The following is a 14280-nucleotide window of genomic DNA, read 5'->3' as shown; positions in this document are numbered from 1 at the left end:
TCTTAAAATGCTTGTTTAATTTTTTGAACATATTGCTCCATTTCGCCCTTGTCATACTTCCCGGTTGGCCACCAATTACTTAATCCGTCATCGTGACGTCGTGGAATCAAATGAACGTGAAAATGAGGTACGTCTACGCCAACCACCGACAACGCGACGAAGTCGGCCTCAAGCGCTTCTTTTATCACCACCATTAACTCCTGAGCCTTGCTGAATACATGTGCCAATAAATCAGACGGCGTGTCAGCCATCATCTGGTAATGGGCTTTAGGAATAATTAAACTATGCCCCTTAGTCACCGGATTGATATCTAAAAAAACTTTTATTTTGTCATCTTCGTAGATTGTAGCACTCGGTATATCACCAACGGCAATCTTACAAAAAATACAATCTTGAGGCATAATATTTAGTCTTTAAGCCTTAAAAAGACAAACTGCTTGTCTTCAAAAACTGTAACAAAATATCGCTCATCAATCAAGCGGTGCGGAAAACGAACTTCAACCTCAGTGCCGCCTAACGGATAGTTATCAAGATAAAAATTGATAGGATAATACCCCGGACCCTTCAATAACAACAGCGCATCAATCTTGGACCACGGCGAAGTTTTTAAGCGCTCAAAGAAATCTTTGGCGTCAGACGCTTCAGATAAGTTTCGGACAAAATAAAAGCGGTCTGAAAAATGCGCGGCCGGGTGAGAAAAATGGATGTTATGACTAACATAGTAATCGAGCGGCACAAATGCAGACATTTCCGGGACTCCACTAGAAAGCACCGTCAAATTATCTAAATCACTAATCTTTTCGAGATTGCCCTTTAGATTCATAAATTCCTCACGCAACGGATTTCTAGTGAGATTTAGGTGGTATTTAATCTCCGAAGAAATCATCGGGCCAAAAATTAACTGCGAGGAAAACAAAACCAGACTTAGACTGACTAATCCAAATTTCAATCTATTATTTTTTACCTTGGCAATCAGCTCAGTCAACCCAAAGGCGGCCGCGGCTGATAATGTGGCACCACCTAAAAATAAAAATGGTTTAGCCGGTAAAAAGGGAGCGTCCCAAAAATAAATAGTATATAAACTAATTGCCTGCCAAGTGTAGCATGCCAATAATATACTTCCTAAAACCTTAATTTCAATTTTTTGCCGCAACAAGAATAAAGAAATTAATCCCACCAGAGCCACTGCTCCAAAAATAGAAAAATCAAAAAATGGCAGATATAAGTCAAGATACTCTTCGATAAACCAGGCCGCCTGCCAATTTTCCGCACCAAAACGAACATAAGACATAGCCAGCGGCAAAGTAAACGGCAAACTTGTTACGGCTATTATTACTCCAACTAAAAACCATTTTTTAAAGTAGTATAAAAAATCAGTTTCAATCATTAGCTTTAATATGGCTAACGCTATCAATAAAACTAAAAACCAAAAATAAAAAGTTAAAAACAAAAGTCCGCCAAAACCGCCATAAAAAATCAGGCTTTTGAAACCAAGTCTTTTATAATAGATGTCCTGAGCTAAAAAGATAGTCCAAACAACCAGCAGTACGGCTGAAAAAAATTCATACGGTTTGACGATAACCGCCGACCAACTACTAACCACATACATCAATGCCGGCAATAGCACTAACAATGAATGATTTTGTTCGCCCCGAATAACTTGCCAAAAATAAATTATCAGCGGCGTTGCCAATAACATCAACGCCACTCCCAAGTTTCCAGACTGCACGGCAGTCAAACCAAAAAGATTACCCACACCGCCAACGACCCAAAAATATAACGGCGGATAAAACGGCGGCAGTGCCGAATAAAAAAAATCTGCGAAAAAATTTCCCGCAATAACTTTCTGCAAAAACGCAAAAATAAATACCTCATCACCCGTTAACCCCCACCACGGCACCACCGCCTTAAAAGAGATAACCGAAAAAGCCAGGCTGGAGAATAACGCTAGCAAACCGACAAAGATAATCGGTTTTCTAAAAAATAGATAAAGGCCTGCTCCCGCAGCGATAAACAAATAAAAAAGCAGCTGCAGTACTGCCAATTGCCATAGGCCGGCTGGCATAAAAAATTCCATATTTTTACCAAAAGATTTTTATTGACGGACTCTTTTTTAACCAACAATAAACGGCGAACTCTTATCGTCCTCCCAACGAATTTCGTCAACTTCTTCTGATTTATTTTTCCCCCGATACAACTTATCCGGCAAATTAATGACTAGCCCCGGCGTGTCGGAAATACATTTATACGCATGCACCACCCCTGGCGGAATAATTACTCCGGCGGCGTTTTCTTCGCCTAGATCATAGGTTTCTAATATGCGATAATTTTTCGCGCCCACGCGGTTATCCCATAAATAAAGCCGAAATTTGCCGATCAAAAAAACAAAAAAATCAGACTGGTGAACATGCTCATGTGGGCCGCGAGCAACGCCCGGTTTTGTTTCCGAAACATATCCCATCGCCGGATCAAAATCAACCAAATCATTGCGAAAAAACTCAGCCAACCAGCCGCGATTGTCATTATATTTCTCCAGTTTATTGATAATAACACCATCAATCATCGTTGTAGAAATTAATCGTTAATTTTTAGCATCATAACGCTAATTATTGAGATAAGCAAGAACCAAATTGGGTTAAACCAATTAGTCACAAACCCTGGCAAAAGATATTCCAGTATTAAAATAATTACAAATAAAATTGTACTAAACCTAAAAACTGAATTCAGTGCTGCTTGGACATTTTTGTTTTTGATCTTAAGAAATTTCATTGCTGCAAAATAATCGTTAAGTCCGAAACTTCCAGACTACCTCCTGGTTGATGAATGGTCGAGACCAAAAACCGGCGGATATTTTTTTCTTGATACACCTTCCGCAAATCAAATTCAAACACTGCCTTGTGCCAATCATTTTCCAAATCAATGACAGTCACCGGCGGCTGAAGGTGATATTGCCAGTCTGGTCCAACCTGTGGCGCTACACCCTCTAAGTCATCACCCTTTGATCGAAATGTTAAATATACCAACGCCTTGCTAAACCACGGCATTGAACGCAGATCAAAATAGACTGGGCTTTCTAAAATATCAAAAGAGTCACTATTAAACGAAATTCGCACGTCCGGACCTAACCGCGAAAGCATCGGCTGATCTTTAACCTGATCAAGTTTGATAATCAAGCTCCCGTAATAAGGAATATTAACATTTGCCAACCACAGCCCAAGACTAAGCCCGCCCAAGACTAAACAGATATTCAAAATACGTAGCGTAAATTTACTCATTTGACTTGATATAAAATCTCTTGACCAATAGTTTCAACCGTCTCAAGTTTCAATCCATTACTAAATTCTACTTCTGGCTCAGGACCTAAAGCATAATAATAAACCGGCACTTGGCTAACTAGATCCGGCAAAATGCCAAGTAACTCTTGATTGACCGACAAAGCGTCAAAAGTATGAATTACCCGCCGGTCGGGAAAAAACACCTTATCTTTGCGGACTGTGACGATTACCGCATCTTCGGGGACTACATCAAAAACCCTAGCCGCAGTCTTACGATAATCTAAAATCCGTTCCTTAACCGGTAAAATACTATCAGGCTTCTTGACCAAGACTAAATCGGCCGACTGATACAATAACGCACCAATCAAAACAGCCAATGCTAAAACTTTCACCCGATTTTTGAAAAAGTTCGTCAGCCAAGTCAAACCAATAGCAACAAACGGCAAAACCAAGATGTATAACGGCAACCAGTACCGGACATAAGAAAGACCTAACGTATTAAGATGAACCGTCAATAGATCAGTAAACTGCCAGCTGCCGTAATAAATTCCCAGCCAAGCAAAAACAAACATTGAAATCAACATGTAAAAGAAAACTTCTATTCGCTGCTTGCTGGTTTGGAATAAAAAGGCAATTAGGCCCAAAATGGCGAGAAGTGACCACCACCAAAAACGACTGATAAAGTGGGTCCAGAAATTTACTGCCATCAATTGCGGATGAAAACCAAACGGTGCAATAACTGATTTCACAATCTGGCAGGTCTGGCAGGACGGCGTTATTTCATCAAGCTGATTATAACCGGACGCCAAATAATCACCATAAATGACTTTTTGCTGATAGATAGCCGGAGCCATAACTGCGGCCGTTATTACTAGCAGTAGAATAATATTTTTTGCCCGCAGATTGTCACGCCGATAAGCGAGCAAAACTAAATATATAAAGCCAACCCAGATAATTTCCGATGGCCTAATTGAAAGACTGATCCCCAAGAAAAATCCACCCAATAAAACATCAACTAATTTTGGGTGATGGTTTTTTAAAACAAAATAAATGCTAAAAATTAAAAAAGCGACAAAGGCCACATTTGGCAGCATTGACGTCACCGAGTAATACCACCAGGCCGGGTGAAACAACATTAACAGCGCTGAAATCAAAGCAATTCGTTCATTAAAAATTCGCTTAACAATCCCATAGAAAGCCAAGACCGCCAACACCGAAAAAATCGGGGTAAAATAGATTAACGAGCTCAAACTAAAAACTTTGGCCAATGTACCGTACAGGAGAATTAACCCTAAAAAGCTTCCGGGCACCAGCGAACCGTCAGTTCGAACGTTAAAGCTGCGAGGATGAATCTGGTTATGTGCGGCAATGTTCATTGGCTCAGCCAATGTTAATTCTCCGGTCTGGCTATAACTTTTTGACCAGAAATAATTAGCTGTTTCATCCGGCCAATCAAACCGCGGGCCTATATTCAAATCAGCGCCAAGCGGCCGAACCAGCCAGAAATAGCCAACTAAAGCCACCAACGCGGCAACTATTAAAAAAATAGGAAATTGCTTTTTCATAATACCTTATTATTATAGCAAACATTAGGCATTTTGTGCTAAAATATAATCATCCTGATATAAAAATAGACAATGGAAGAAAAACTAAGCCAGTCTCAATATGTTCTCATCTCAGCCATCCTTTGCTTTGGTCTGGTTTTTAATATCACTGCCTGGCAAAATCAAATCGTGGCACTGGGCCTGACTTTCTGTTACTTATTATTCCTGAGCTTCATTCTTGGCTCGATTTTTATCGCCAAACCAGGATGGCAAATCATGCTGGGATTTGTTTTTTTGTTAGCGCTAATCAGCTTGGCCGGGACGGTAGCACTGCTCTTTTTGAAACTTGATGACTATTTTATAATTTCCCTGGTGTTTCTATTACCAATGCTGTTCATTACGCCCTACTACTATTCCCACTTAAGAAAAAAACTGTCTGTCAAAGAACTGATAAAAAATTATCTTGATAAATTTGACGAGCGGCGCGAATCTAAAACTAATTTCTTATTAGCTATTGCATATCTCTTTTTCGCCGCCGGCGGATTTTATCTATTGGTTCAAGGCCAGACCACTCAATCAATTCAAACTCCCTGGCAAACAGTACATCAATTTTTCTTCCCAATCTATTTTATCGCTACCACCATTTTAGCAACGTACCTCTTACGTTCGCACCGAACCAAGGGGCCGCTGGCGTTAATTATTATTCATACCTTCCTAAGTACCGGCATTGCCACGATTGTCTATAAAATTGGCTATGGATTTGATCCTTTTATCCACCAGGCGACCGAAAGAATAATTAGCGCCACCGGGCAGATCCACCCCACACCGCTATACTACCTCGGGCAATACGCCATTGTAATTTTTCTTGCTAAAATTTCAATGATTGACCTAAGTTTGATTGATCGCGTACTAGTTCCGGCACTATTTTCACTAATAGTCGGCCCAACAATTTTTTATGTTTTTAATCTCTGGCTCCATAAAAACTACGCTCTCACTTTAGCACTAGCAGCACTTGTCATACCGTTTAGCAGTTTTATTATGACGGCGCCGCAAAATCTTGCTAATGTACTATTTTTAATCACCATTTTGTTGTCGCTGCTTTATTACCGCAACCAGGTTGATGGCATGATATTATACCTTTTAGCATTTGCCACCACGGCTGTTCATCCGCTCGCCGGCATTCCACTGATTATCGCCGTTATACTGCTAAACCTGTTTAAAATCTTATACAACAGCTATAGCAAATACTTAACATTATACTTTTTGGCGGCGGCAGTATTTGTTATTTTCTTACCCATGGCTTTTCTTCTCAACGGTTCAGCGATTAACTTTGATCCTGATTTCAAATTGACGGATATTTCAATTGCCGGATGGGTTAACAAGTTTGATTTAGCTCTCAATCTCGTATATCTAGCTGATCTAAATCGCCTGATTATCGCGTCAGCGATTATCCTGCTAGGTATCATGTATGTTACTAAACGCCGCTTACTCAAAAACAACGCACCTTTCTTAGCGGCGGCGGCAGTACTTTTTGCTGATTATTTAATTATTCGCTATTGGTTAACGTTCCCTAGCCTACGCGATAACGACCAAGCCGACTTTGTTAGCAGACTATTAGTGCTGACATTTTACATTCTGCTGCCATTCTTCCTACTTGGACTTTCAATTATTATCAAAAACCTGTGGGAAAAAGATTGGTTTGCAAAAATATTTTTAGTTTTTGCCATTAGCGGCGGGCTCAGTATTTCTTTATACCTATCATACCCGGCGCTTGATCGGTACCAGCCGGCAAAATTTTTTAGTGTTTCCGAATCGGATATCAAAGCAGTTAACTTCATCGAGCAAATTGCCAGCCCTGACCATATTGTTCTGGCAAATCAAATGATCGGCGTCGCGGCTATTAACGAATTTGGTTTTAAAAAATACTACGGCGATCAATTTTTCTACTCAATGCCCAGCGGCAAAAACCAAACTTTATATGAGCACTTCTTGGCGATGATTTATCAGGATACTACAAAGGAAACTATGAATCGGGCAATGTCAGCAACCGGGGTTAATGAAGGTTACTTTGTTTTAAATAGTTATTGGAATAATGCTGAAAAAATCAAAGCTAAAGCTAAAAAAACCGCCGATCAAATTTACGAGATTGATAATGGGACAGTGACTATTTTTAAATATTCAAAGGATTGACATTTTTTTCAACAAACACTAAAGTGTCCTATAGCTTCATTCGCTAACCGCGCCAAAACCCCCACCCAGCGGGGTTACCATAGAAAAGGAAGGGAGATATGGACACACCGGCGTTTGTAGTGCATGCACTATCGCGGGTACAGTGCCCGCAACCACCTGACACCTTCTTCCATGATTTTCTTGAGTCAAGGGGGAAAATCTGCACTGAGTGTTCGCTGTTTAACAGCAATCAATGTTCTGGTCTTGGCCGAATTTTGGTCGAATTGTTTGACCCGTTCACAACCATTGAAGCGCTGCATAACGGCAACCTTGAGCTAATTGTGATTTTTGATTTCCTTTGCTCCTGTAGCGAGCTGCGGAAATTAAGCCATCACGCAATCGCAGCAGCACTAACCATACTCTGCTGCAACGGCAGCGAAACACCCCTTTCCGACGAAGAACTGCTTGCCCATCTGCGGCAAAAGTTTTATTCCGAAACCGATGAAACCGGCATTGACAGGCCGCAAATCGGAAAAAATATTCGGAATATCGCCGAAGAAATTGAACGCATCCTGGAAGTCAAGATGCCGTCAACGACCACCTAACCGCTGGTCGTTTTTATTGAGACTTGATTTTTTTAGTGTTTTATGGTACTTTCAAATTACCAAAAGGCAGGCACCCAACTCAAACCAACCACGGAGGTACCGTCTTATGCCTTTACTTCGCACTTTTGCCGAACTGGCAAACGGCCATGAAGAGATGGCCGAATTGCTGGACTTCCTCTGGATGGGAGGAGATGAAGAATGGGTTTGCGTCGCAGTCATCGCTCTGACTTGCGATAACCCAGACAATCCTCTCACCGGCCAGGCACTCTGGGATCGAATTGCCGAACGATTCGAATACGTTCCAAACGTACCCAACGCTTTCGAACTCCTTCATGAAGTCAGCTACAAGGCTGACGAACTCCGGATGCTGGCGGCAAACATTGCCAGCAAACCCTCAATTCAAGGCTTCTTCGCCGAAGAAGCCATCACCGAGGCAATCCAGCGTTCCCAAGGCCGACAGCCCGTTGCTGTCTGACCAACCCCGCAATTCATCCTTGCTCTTGCGACCAACCATCAACCGTTGGTCGTTTTTCTTTTGTTTACAAAGAAATTAATTTTTTTAAGTAGTTGCTAGTAGAAAAATTTCGAACGGAAATAAAACAATTTTTCTTTAGTTCATCAATTTTTTCCGGATGAGATAAAAAGTATTCCAATACCTCAATCAAATTTTTTTCGTTGCCGGGAGCGAAGGTAAAACCATTATAATCATCTTTAACAATTTCCGACACTCCGCCAATGTCAGAGGCGATCACAGGGACATTGGCAATTAAACTTTCATCAATTACCTTCGGTGAATTTTCATAGCAAAGCGACGGCACCACCGTAACATCAGCGGCGCGATAATACTCCAAAAGCTCTTCTTGAGATACCCGACCAACCATTTCAAAACGGCTGTCCCCAATAATCTTTTGCTGCACCAAGTCTTGTGCATTTCCTGAACCAATAATCTGCAGCCGCCAATTATTTAATCGGACTTTCTTCAAGGCTTCAATCAAAAATAGAATGCCTTTAAACTGCTCAATTTGGCCGACAAACAACAGCGTCACCAAGCCTTCGGGCTTATCCTTACCGATGTTTTTATCAATCTTTTTAAAAACAATGGGGTTTGGCATAATAATCTTTTTTGATTCGTAAAAAAACCCGCGCGCCTGGTAATACCCCATTAGCCATCTTGATGGCGACACCACAATGTCCGGACTGCCAATCAAAGCCCGCACTATCTTTTCATAGATTTTATCAATAATTAAAAAGGGTTTTTCCTGACCATACAAAATTAACCCTGAAGGCCGAGACAACTGAACATCATGAATGGTATGTATGTGTTTTAACCGCAAAGATCGCACCGCTTTCGGAACAAGATAGCCAATACCCTTAAGATTATGGGTCATCACCACGTCGGGTGATTCCAGCTTTAAAATTTTTTTAACTTTAAAATAGCTACTCACATTAAATACGTCCAGCGGATGCCAAAAAATCCTCAACCAAATCGGCCGTTTGTCGATATCCAAAAAAGAAAACACATTAAGCGGGTTAATCCGATAGATAGTCAACCCCGCTTCCTGATAGATCTGATTTTTTCGCCCAAGCGTAATAATAACAACCCGGTGGCCCATCTTAACCAGTTCATTAACGACAATATCAACCACCACCTCGGCGCCGCCGCGTTTATATGGCCTAAATAAGCTATGAATTACACAGATTTTCATTTACGCAAATGATTAAACTGTAAAACGCTAAACCCCAAAGCTCCAATACTATCAATTAGTATATCAGTAATACTGGCAACTCTGCCAGAAATAAAGCTCTGATGCCATTCATCAAAGACCGCACCTAACACTGAAAACATAAGGGCAAAAATCAAACTTTTTATTTTGGAAAAACCTACAGACTGGTACGCCCTAAAAAATAAATATGCCAGAACAAAAAACTCTGCTAAATGAGCAATTTTACGTAACACCAAATCCCAAGACGGCAAAAATTGCGATTTTAAATCGGGCTGATTGGAAAAATAGTATATTACCCCAAACCACAACAAGGTTGCCAGCCACCAAAAAATTATCTGCCGTATGTCTTTCATAAATTTTTATAGAGATTATCAAGCTGCTCGCCGATAATTTTCCAGTTGTACTTTCTTAGTACTTTCTCACGTCCGGCCAGACCGTATTCACCAGCCAGTGTTTGGTGCATTAAAATAAAATTTACTTTAGTTGCCAAATCATTCGCGTCTCGCGGCTGAACAACTAATCCGTTGATTTCCTGATCAATAACTCCCCGAACCCCGGCTAAATTTGAAGCAATAACTGCTTTGGCACAGCTCATACCCTCAACCAATGTCAACCCGAATGCCTCAGACTTATCAACTGACGGCAAGACAACCACATCTGCTACATTATAATATTTTACCAAGTCATCGTTTGGAACATACCCAGTAAAAATGACTTTATTATCAATGCCTAGTTGCGCCGCTAAATCCTGATAGTCACGACGCAATTCCCCCTCACCCACAACAACCAGCCGCCACTCATAAGTCGCTTGCTTTAAAATACTCATTGCTTCAACAAGATATTCAATCCCTTTAAAATAATGGGCCTTATCAAGGCCGCCGACAAACAACACAACCTTATCAGTTTGATTGATCTGATGTTTTTGCAACAACGACTCATCTTTTGACTGAGGCGCAAAATGGTTGGCGTCGACACCATTTGGGACTTCAATGAATTTAGCAGGCGTTTTTGCTAACATCCCCGCAATATTTGAATTCTTGGCATAATCAATCGATGTTACAATAACCCTGTCTGACATCTTAATAATTTTTGGTAGAAAGATTGCTCGATGGATCTTAAAAATCAACTTGAATATTCCTTCACCAACCACATCCATGTGATAATGCAGCACGATTTTGGTTTTTTGTTTTTTGAACCTTCTTTGATACAGCCAAACCGTTTCAGCACCGCCAAAAAAAGGATAATGAATATGGACGAGATCATATCCCTTCAGCATCCAGCCCAAGGCCGGCACAAACGCCGCATTGCCATATTTAATAAGAGGTTTGATGCGCCTCACCTCCAGGTCGGTAGCCTCTTCTGCCACCATTTTATACTGAGGAGTAAACACCGTCACCTGATGACCATGACTAACAAGCTGTCGGGCATTAAACGCCGCCACATTGCCAATACCACCGGCATATGGCGGAAAAGTTGGAGTAACAATAGCAATTTTCATACCGATATAGTAGCTTAAATTGGCTAAAAATTCAATTATTTTAGAAAAAATGGTATAATTTAGTCATGAAATTAATCACCATTTACGTTACCTATAAAAATTTAACCGAGGCTCAAAAAATCACCAACGCCTTATTAAAAAACAGACTAATCGCCTGCGCGACCTTTTTACCAATTAAAAGTCACTACTGGTGGAAAAATAAAGTTCAAAAATCAAATGAAATTGCAACGTTTCTTACCGCCAAAGGATCAGACTGGAATGATATAAAAAAAATGGTAAAAAAAATGCACTCCTACCAAGTGCCCTGCATCAAAAAGGAATTTTTTCTCACTACTAAAGACTACGAAGCGTGGATTAAAGATGTTACCACCAAATAAACCTTCTTACCATTAGCCAATAAAAATTAAATACTGGATTAACAACATATTTAAGGAGTGGATTATTTAAATCTTGGAATTCAATTTTACCAACAAACCGCTTAACCACCTCCCTGTCAGGAACTCGGCGCTTAGACTGAACTTGCTGCCGAGTCTTTTTTATTTTTTGCCAGTTTTCTGATTTCAATAAATAAGCGTACGATCTAAATAATTCACGATGCCATCCGGCGATAAAAGAATAGCCAAGCATCATTAAATTCATCGCTAGGCAGGCTGGAGCAATTAATATCAAGGTTCCTAGCTTATAATTTTGAAAGACAACAAGCCGACGATTGCGCTCCATAAAGTAAAACTTCTTGATACTTCTCGAAAATTCATACTTATGATAAACCACCGACTGACCCGCTAAAACTATCCGATAGCCTGCCAACCACAGCCGCCAACCCAGATCCAAATCTTCATGGTACATAAAAAATTCTTCATTAAAAAAACCAACATCTTTTAGTGCAGTAACCGAAAATAAACTTGCAGCACCGGACGGATAGGTGATTTCACGCTCCCCAATACTATGGTCTTTGGTTTTGTGGCCGCCGGCGTAACCAAAGCCTAGATAATGAATCTCGTTGCCAATACTGTTAATTTTGGCCTGATCATCAAACAGTAATAACTTTGACTGAACGGCCCCAATTTTAGAATCAGTTTGGGCGACCGTCAAAGCATTAATCAAAAAATCAGGATCAGCTTCTGTATCCTGATTCAATAAATAAACAAAATCAAAATGTTTATCGACCGCATATCGAAAACCAATATTATTACCACCGGCAAACCCTAAATTGGCCTGGTTGGCAACAACTGTGACATCCGGCCAATTCCTCTTTATCAACTCAACTGAATTATCGCTGGAATTGTTATCAATAATCAAAATTTCTAAATCAGCTTTTGGATAATTAATTTTATCCAGACTAGACAGACAGTCGGTGATATACCCAGCGGCATTATAGGTGACAATAACTAATAAAACTTTACTGACCATCTTTTTTGGTAATTGCTACTCCCCTGACCAATTTAGTGATGTCCCGATCAATCTTTTCAAGTTTGACAATAATTTTAAAGACGACAAAAAATAAAACCAAAATCGAGAGATACACTAGCAAATCCGCACCCCGCTCAACCCCAACAAATTGGGCGATAGTGTCTGTTTCCTTTGGCACCAACGTTGCCGCCGCCACCACAAGCCAAAAAACAGACCAGATCACCAATTCCTGAACGGTAATATCATTCTTTTTGAAGCGCCAAAAAGTGCGCCAAAGCGCCACTAAGACGAATAAAATGATAATAAACTTAATAATCATTTGGTTAGACGGCCAATAATTAAATCCCAAAGAATTTTAAAGGAGTTGGATAGTTTTTGACCCTTCTGCAGCGAATAATCAGAATACACAATTTTGACCGCTACTTCTACAAAACGCAACTGGCGTTTTTTGATTTGCTCAATAATTTCTGAAGCGTGAGCCATACCGTCCTGCTTGATTTCGATTTTTTCAGCTGCCAAGCGTGAGAAAGCACGAAACCCATTATGGGTATCAGTGACCTTCAGACCGGTATAAACCTTAGTAAATAAAGTTGCAAGCTGAAGTACTAACCGGCGGCTAGGTGGCATATTGCTTGAAAAATCTAGAAATCGAGAACCCAAGACTACATCAACTTTTCCCAGCAGTAGCGGTTCAGTCATTCGAGTTATCTCACTTGCTTGATGCTGGCCATCAGCATCAAAAGTGACAATGATATCAGCTTGACGCTTTAGGGCAAAAATAATACCAGTTTGCAAAGCTGCACCCTGGCCACGATTAATGACATGCTGCAAAACCACAGCCCCGGTGCTCTCGGACACCGCAAAAGTTTCGTCAGTTGAGCCGTCATCAACTACAACGACTTCATCAACTCGCGATTTAACTTCATTAATCACTCGACCAATCACCCGAGCTTCATTGAATGCCGGAATAACTGCAATTACTTTCATAGCGGTTTTTTATCTCTTTAATCTTGATGTTGGTCCAAGAATGGCTTTATGAGCTCGAAAATAATCAATCGCTCCCTTAATGCCCGCTTCCAACAACACTACCGGAAACCAACCAAATCTTTCTTTTGCCGCCGTAATATCCGGCAATCCCAAAGGACTCATGAACAGCAACGGTTTCTCAAAAACAATTTTTGATTTTGAATTAGTTAACTCAATGACTTTTTTCGCCACGTCAACAATTTTATACTCCAAATCACTGCCTAAATTAATTGGTCCGGCTTCACCGCTCTTCATAATCTTGGTTAGCCCTTGGACAACGTCAGAAACATGGCAAAACGATGAAGAAAAATTTTCATCCCCAAAAATAACCAAATCTTGACCCTCTAAAGCGTTGGATACAAAGTCTGGTAACATTTCGCCGGTTTTAAGTTTCATTCGTGGGCCGTACGTTCTAAATATTCTGACAATTTTGGTGTCAAGATTATGTGCTTCACCATACGTTCTCGTTAAGGTTTCAGCAAAACGCTTACCTTCATCATAACAGGCACGCGGGCTCAGCTGATCAACTTCGCCAATATAATCTTCCCTGAAGTACGGGTCTTGAGTATTTCTCGGGCCGTAAACAACTGCTGAAGATGTTAACAAAAATTTCGCGTTATACTTAACCGCCAAGTCTAATACATTTTTGGTACCAACGGAATTAGTCAAAACCGTATCAACTTTTAGACGTTCAAAATCCTTTGGCGAAGTCGGAACTGCAAGATGATAAATTTCCTGCACACCTTGAAACTTGACCTGAAATTTTTCTAACTCCGGCAACTCTTCCAGGTTAATGGGCTGATTGATGTCGTGCTTAATAAACTGAAAGTCAGGATTTTGCAGTAAATGATCAATATTGCTTTCGTCTCCGGAAACAAAATTGTCAATACAAATCACCTTGCTGTCTTTTACCAACTCATCACAAAGATGAGAACCAATAAAGCCAGCTCCTCCCGTAATTAGAATATTTTTTTTCTCAAAAATTGCTTTTTTCGGCATATTTTATGATATTTTACCAGCTCAAAATTT

General features: G+C 40.5%; 16 protein-coding genes. 4 read left to right on the top strand and 12 right to left on the bottom strand.

The genetic code is table 11. The features are described 5' to 3' along the window. Nucleotides 1-2: 2 nt before the first annotated feature. From HUU49_00830 to HUU49_00810, 5 genes are all read right to left on the bottom strand, one after another. The gene (locus HUU49_00830) at nucleotides 3-401 is read right to left on the bottom strand and encodes an HIT family protein (GenBank protein NUM25150.1); all 399 of its coding nucleotides are present in this window, start codon (nucleotides 399-401) and stop codon (nucleotides 3-5) included. A gap of 5 nt (nucleotides 402-406) precedes the next feature. After that, nucleotides 407-2065 carry an arabinofuranosyltransferase gene (locus HUU49_00825; protein NUM25149.1) on the bottom strand — a complete coding sequence of 553 codons (1659 nt, stop codon included), beginning with the start codon at nucleotides 2063-2065 and terminating at the stop codon, nucleotides 407-409. A 48-nt stretch (nucleotides 2066-2113) separates the two neighbouring features. Continuing rightward, complete coding sequence (locus tag HUU49_00820; GenBank protein NUM25148.1) at nucleotides 2114-2563, bottom strand: dTDP-4-dehydrorhamnose 3,5-epimerase family protein; 450 nt, start codon at nucleotides 2561-2563, stop codon at nucleotides 2114-2116. 202 nt (nucleotides 2564-2765) lie between these two features. Continuing rightward, nucleotides 2766-3251: a hypothetical protein gene (locus tag HUU49_00815; GenBank protein ID NUM25147.1), complete on the bottom strand. Its 486-nt coding sequence runs from the start codon at nucleotides 3249-3251 to the stop codon at nucleotides 2766-2768. A 20-nt stretch (nucleotides 3252-3271) separates the two neighbouring features. After that, entirely contained in the window at nucleotides 3272-4840 is a 1569-nt protein-coding gene (locus HUU49_00810; protein ID NUM25146.1) for a glycosyltransferase family 39 protein, read from the bottom strand. A 72-nt stretch (nucleotides 4841-4912) separates the two neighbouring features. On the opposite strand from HUU49_00810, the gene HUU49_00805 reads away from it, so the two are divergent. From HUU49_00805 to HUU49_00795, 3 genes are all read left to right on the top strand, one after another. Continuing rightward, entirely contained in the window at nucleotides 4913-7009 is a 2097-nt protein-coding gene (locus tag HUU49_00805; protein ID NUM25145.1) for a hypothetical protein, read from the top strand. A 98-nt stretch (nucleotides 7010-7107) separates the two neighbouring features. After that, nucleotides 7108-7593: a hypothetical protein gene (locus HUU49_00800; GenBank protein NUM25144.1), complete on the top strand. Its 486-nt coding sequence runs from the start codon at nucleotides 7108-7110 to the stop codon at nucleotides 7591-7593. Between the two features lie 106 nt (nucleotides 7594-7699). Further along, on the top strand, nucleotides 7700-8068 hold the full coding sequence (locus HUU49_00795) for a hypothetical protein (protein ID NUM25143.1): 369 nt from the start codon (nucleotides 7700-7702) through the stop codon (nucleotides 8066-8068). A 64-nt stretch (nucleotides 8069-8132) separates the two neighbouring features. Here the strand turns inward: HUU49_00795 and HUU49_00790 are convergent, their stop codons facing one another. Genes HUU49_00790 through HUU49_00780 form a run of 3 tightly spaced genes read right to left on the bottom strand, consistent with a single transcriptional unit; the run spans nucleotide 8133 to nucleotide 10815 of the window. Further along, on the bottom strand, nucleotides 8133-9299 hold the full coding sequence (locus HUU49_00790) for a glycosyltransferase family 4 protein (GenBank protein ID NUM25142.1): 1167 nt from the start codon (nucleotides 9297-9299) through the stop codon (nucleotides 8133-8135). Further along, nucleotides 9296-9670: a VanZ family protein gene (vanZ, locus tag HUU49_00785; protein ID NUM25141.1), complete on the bottom strand. Its 375-nt coding sequence runs from the start codon at nucleotides 9668-9670 to the stop codon at nucleotides 9296-9298. The genes HUU49_00790 and vanZ overlap by 4 nt, the downstream gene beginning before the upstream one ends. Beyond that, complete coding sequence (locus HUU49_00780) at nucleotides 9667-10815, bottom strand: glycosyltransferase family 4 protein (GenBank protein ID NUM25140.1); 1149 nt, start codon at nucleotides 10813-10815, stop codon at nucleotides 9667-9669. Before HUU49_00780 ends, vanZ begins: the two co-directional genes overlap by 4 nt. Nucleotides 10816-10880: 65 nt before the next feature. Between HUU49_00780 and HUU49_00775 the strand changes: the two genes are divergently transcribed. Further along, nucleotides 10881-11192 carry a divalent-cation tolerance protein CutA gene (locus HUU49_00775; GenBank protein NUM25139.1) on the top strand — a complete coding sequence of 104 codons (312 nt, stop codon included), beginning with the start codon at nucleotides 10881-10883 and terminating at the stop codon, nucleotides 11190-11192. Here the strand turns inward: HUU49_00775 and HUU49_00770 are convergent. The 4 genes from HUU49_00770 to HUU49_00755 are packed head-to-tail and all read right to left on the bottom strand — an operon-like array spanning nucleotide 11179 to nucleotide 14250. Beyond that, nucleotides 11179-12225, bottom strand: a complete 1047-nt coding sequence (locus tag HUU49_00770) for a glycosyltransferase family 2 protein (protein ID NUM25138.1) — start codon at nucleotides 12223-12225, stop codon at nucleotides 11179-11181. The two genes, HUU49_00775 and HUU49_00770, sit on opposite strands and share 14 nt — an antisense overlap. Further along, nucleotides 12215-12544 carry a DUF2304 family protein gene (locus HUU49_00765; protein ID NUM25137.1) on the bottom strand — a complete coding sequence of 110 codons (330 nt, stop codon included), beginning with the start codon at nucleotides 12542-12544 and terminating at the stop codon, nucleotides 12215-12217. The genes HUU49_00770 and HUU49_00765 overlap by 11 nt, the downstream gene beginning before the upstream one ends. Then, a complete protein-coding gene (locus tag HUU49_00760) occupies nucleotides 12541-13212 on the bottom strand; it encodes a glycosyltransferase family 2 protein (GenBank protein NUM25136.1) in 672 nt (223 codons plus the stop codon). Before HUU49_00760 ends, HUU49_00765 begins: the two co-directional genes overlap by 4 nt. 9 nt (nucleotides 13213-13221) lie before the next feature. Beyond that, nucleotides 13222-14250 carry an NAD-dependent epimerase/dehydratase family protein gene (locus tag HUU49_00755; GenBank protein ID NUM25135.1) on the bottom strand — a complete coding sequence of 343 codons (1029 nt, stop codon included), beginning with the start codon at nucleotides 14248-14250 and terminating at the stop codon, nucleotides 13222-13224. Nucleotides 14251-14280 lie beyond the last annotated feature (30 nt).

The sequence above is a fragment of the Candidatus Buchananbacteria bacterium genome, assembly GCA_013359225.1.
GTDB lineage: Bacteria > Patescibacteriota > Patescibacteriia > Buchananbacterales > UBA6539 > JABWCG01.
This window is presented reverse-complemented; position numbering and strand designations above follow the sequence as displayed.

Coding starts and splice junctions, on each gene's coding strand:
- HUU49_00765 (NUM25137.1), bottom strand. CDS start 12,544: ATGATTATTAAGTTTATTATCATTTTATTCGTCTTAGTGGCGCTTTGG.
- HUU49_00770 (NUM25138.1), bottom strand. CDS start 12,225: ATGGTCAGTAAAGTTTTATTAGTTATTGTCACCTATAATGCCGCTGGG.
- vanZ (NUM25141.1), bottom strand. CDS start 9,670: ATGAAAGACATACGGCAGATAATTTTTTGGTGGCTGGCAACCTTGTTG.
- HUU49_00795 (NUM25143.1), top strand. CDS start 7,700: ATGCCTTTACTTCGCACTTTTGCCGAACTGGCAAACGGCCATGAAGAG.
- HUU49_00780 (NUM25140.1), bottom strand. CDS start 10,815: ATGAAAATTGCTATTGTTACTCCAACTTTTCCGCCATATGCCGGTGGT.
- HUU49_00820 (NUM25148.1), bottom strand. CDS start 2,563: ATGATTGATGGTGTTATTATCAATAAACTGGAGAAATATAATGACAAT.
- HUU49_00810 (NUM25146.1), bottom strand. CDS start 4,840: ATGAAAAAGCAATTTCCTATTTTTTTAATAGTTGCCGCGTTGGTGGCT.
- HUU49_00790 (NUM25142.1), bottom strand. CDS start 9,299: ATGAAAATCTGTGTAATTCATAGCTTATTTAGGCCATATAAACGCGGC.
- HUU49_00825 (NUM25149.1), bottom strand. CDS start 2,065: ATGCCAGCCGGCCTATGGCAATTGGCAGTACTGCAGCTGCTTTTTTAT.
- HUU49_00805 (NUM25145.1), top strand. CDS start 4,913: ATGGAAGAAAAACTAAGCCAGTCTCAATATGTTCTCATCTCAGCCATC.
- HUU49_00775 (NUM25139.1), top strand. CDS start 10,881: ATGAAATTAATCACCATTTACGTTACCTATAAAAATTTAACCGAGGCT.
- HUU49_00755 (NUM25135.1), bottom strand. CDS start 14,250: ATGCCGAAAAAAGCAATTTTTGAGAAAAAAAATATTCTAATTACGGGA.
- HUU49_00760 (NUM25136.1), bottom strand. CDS start 13,212: ATGAAAGTAATTGCAGTTATTCCGGCATTCAATGAAGCTCGGGTGATT.
- HUU49_00800 (NUM25144.1), top strand. CDS start 7,108: ATGGACACACCGGCGTTTGTAGTGCATGCACTATCGCGGGTACAGTGC.
- HUU49_00830 (NUM25150.1), bottom strand. CDS start 401: ATGCCTCAAGATTGTATTTTTTGTAAGATTGCCGTTGGTGATATACCG.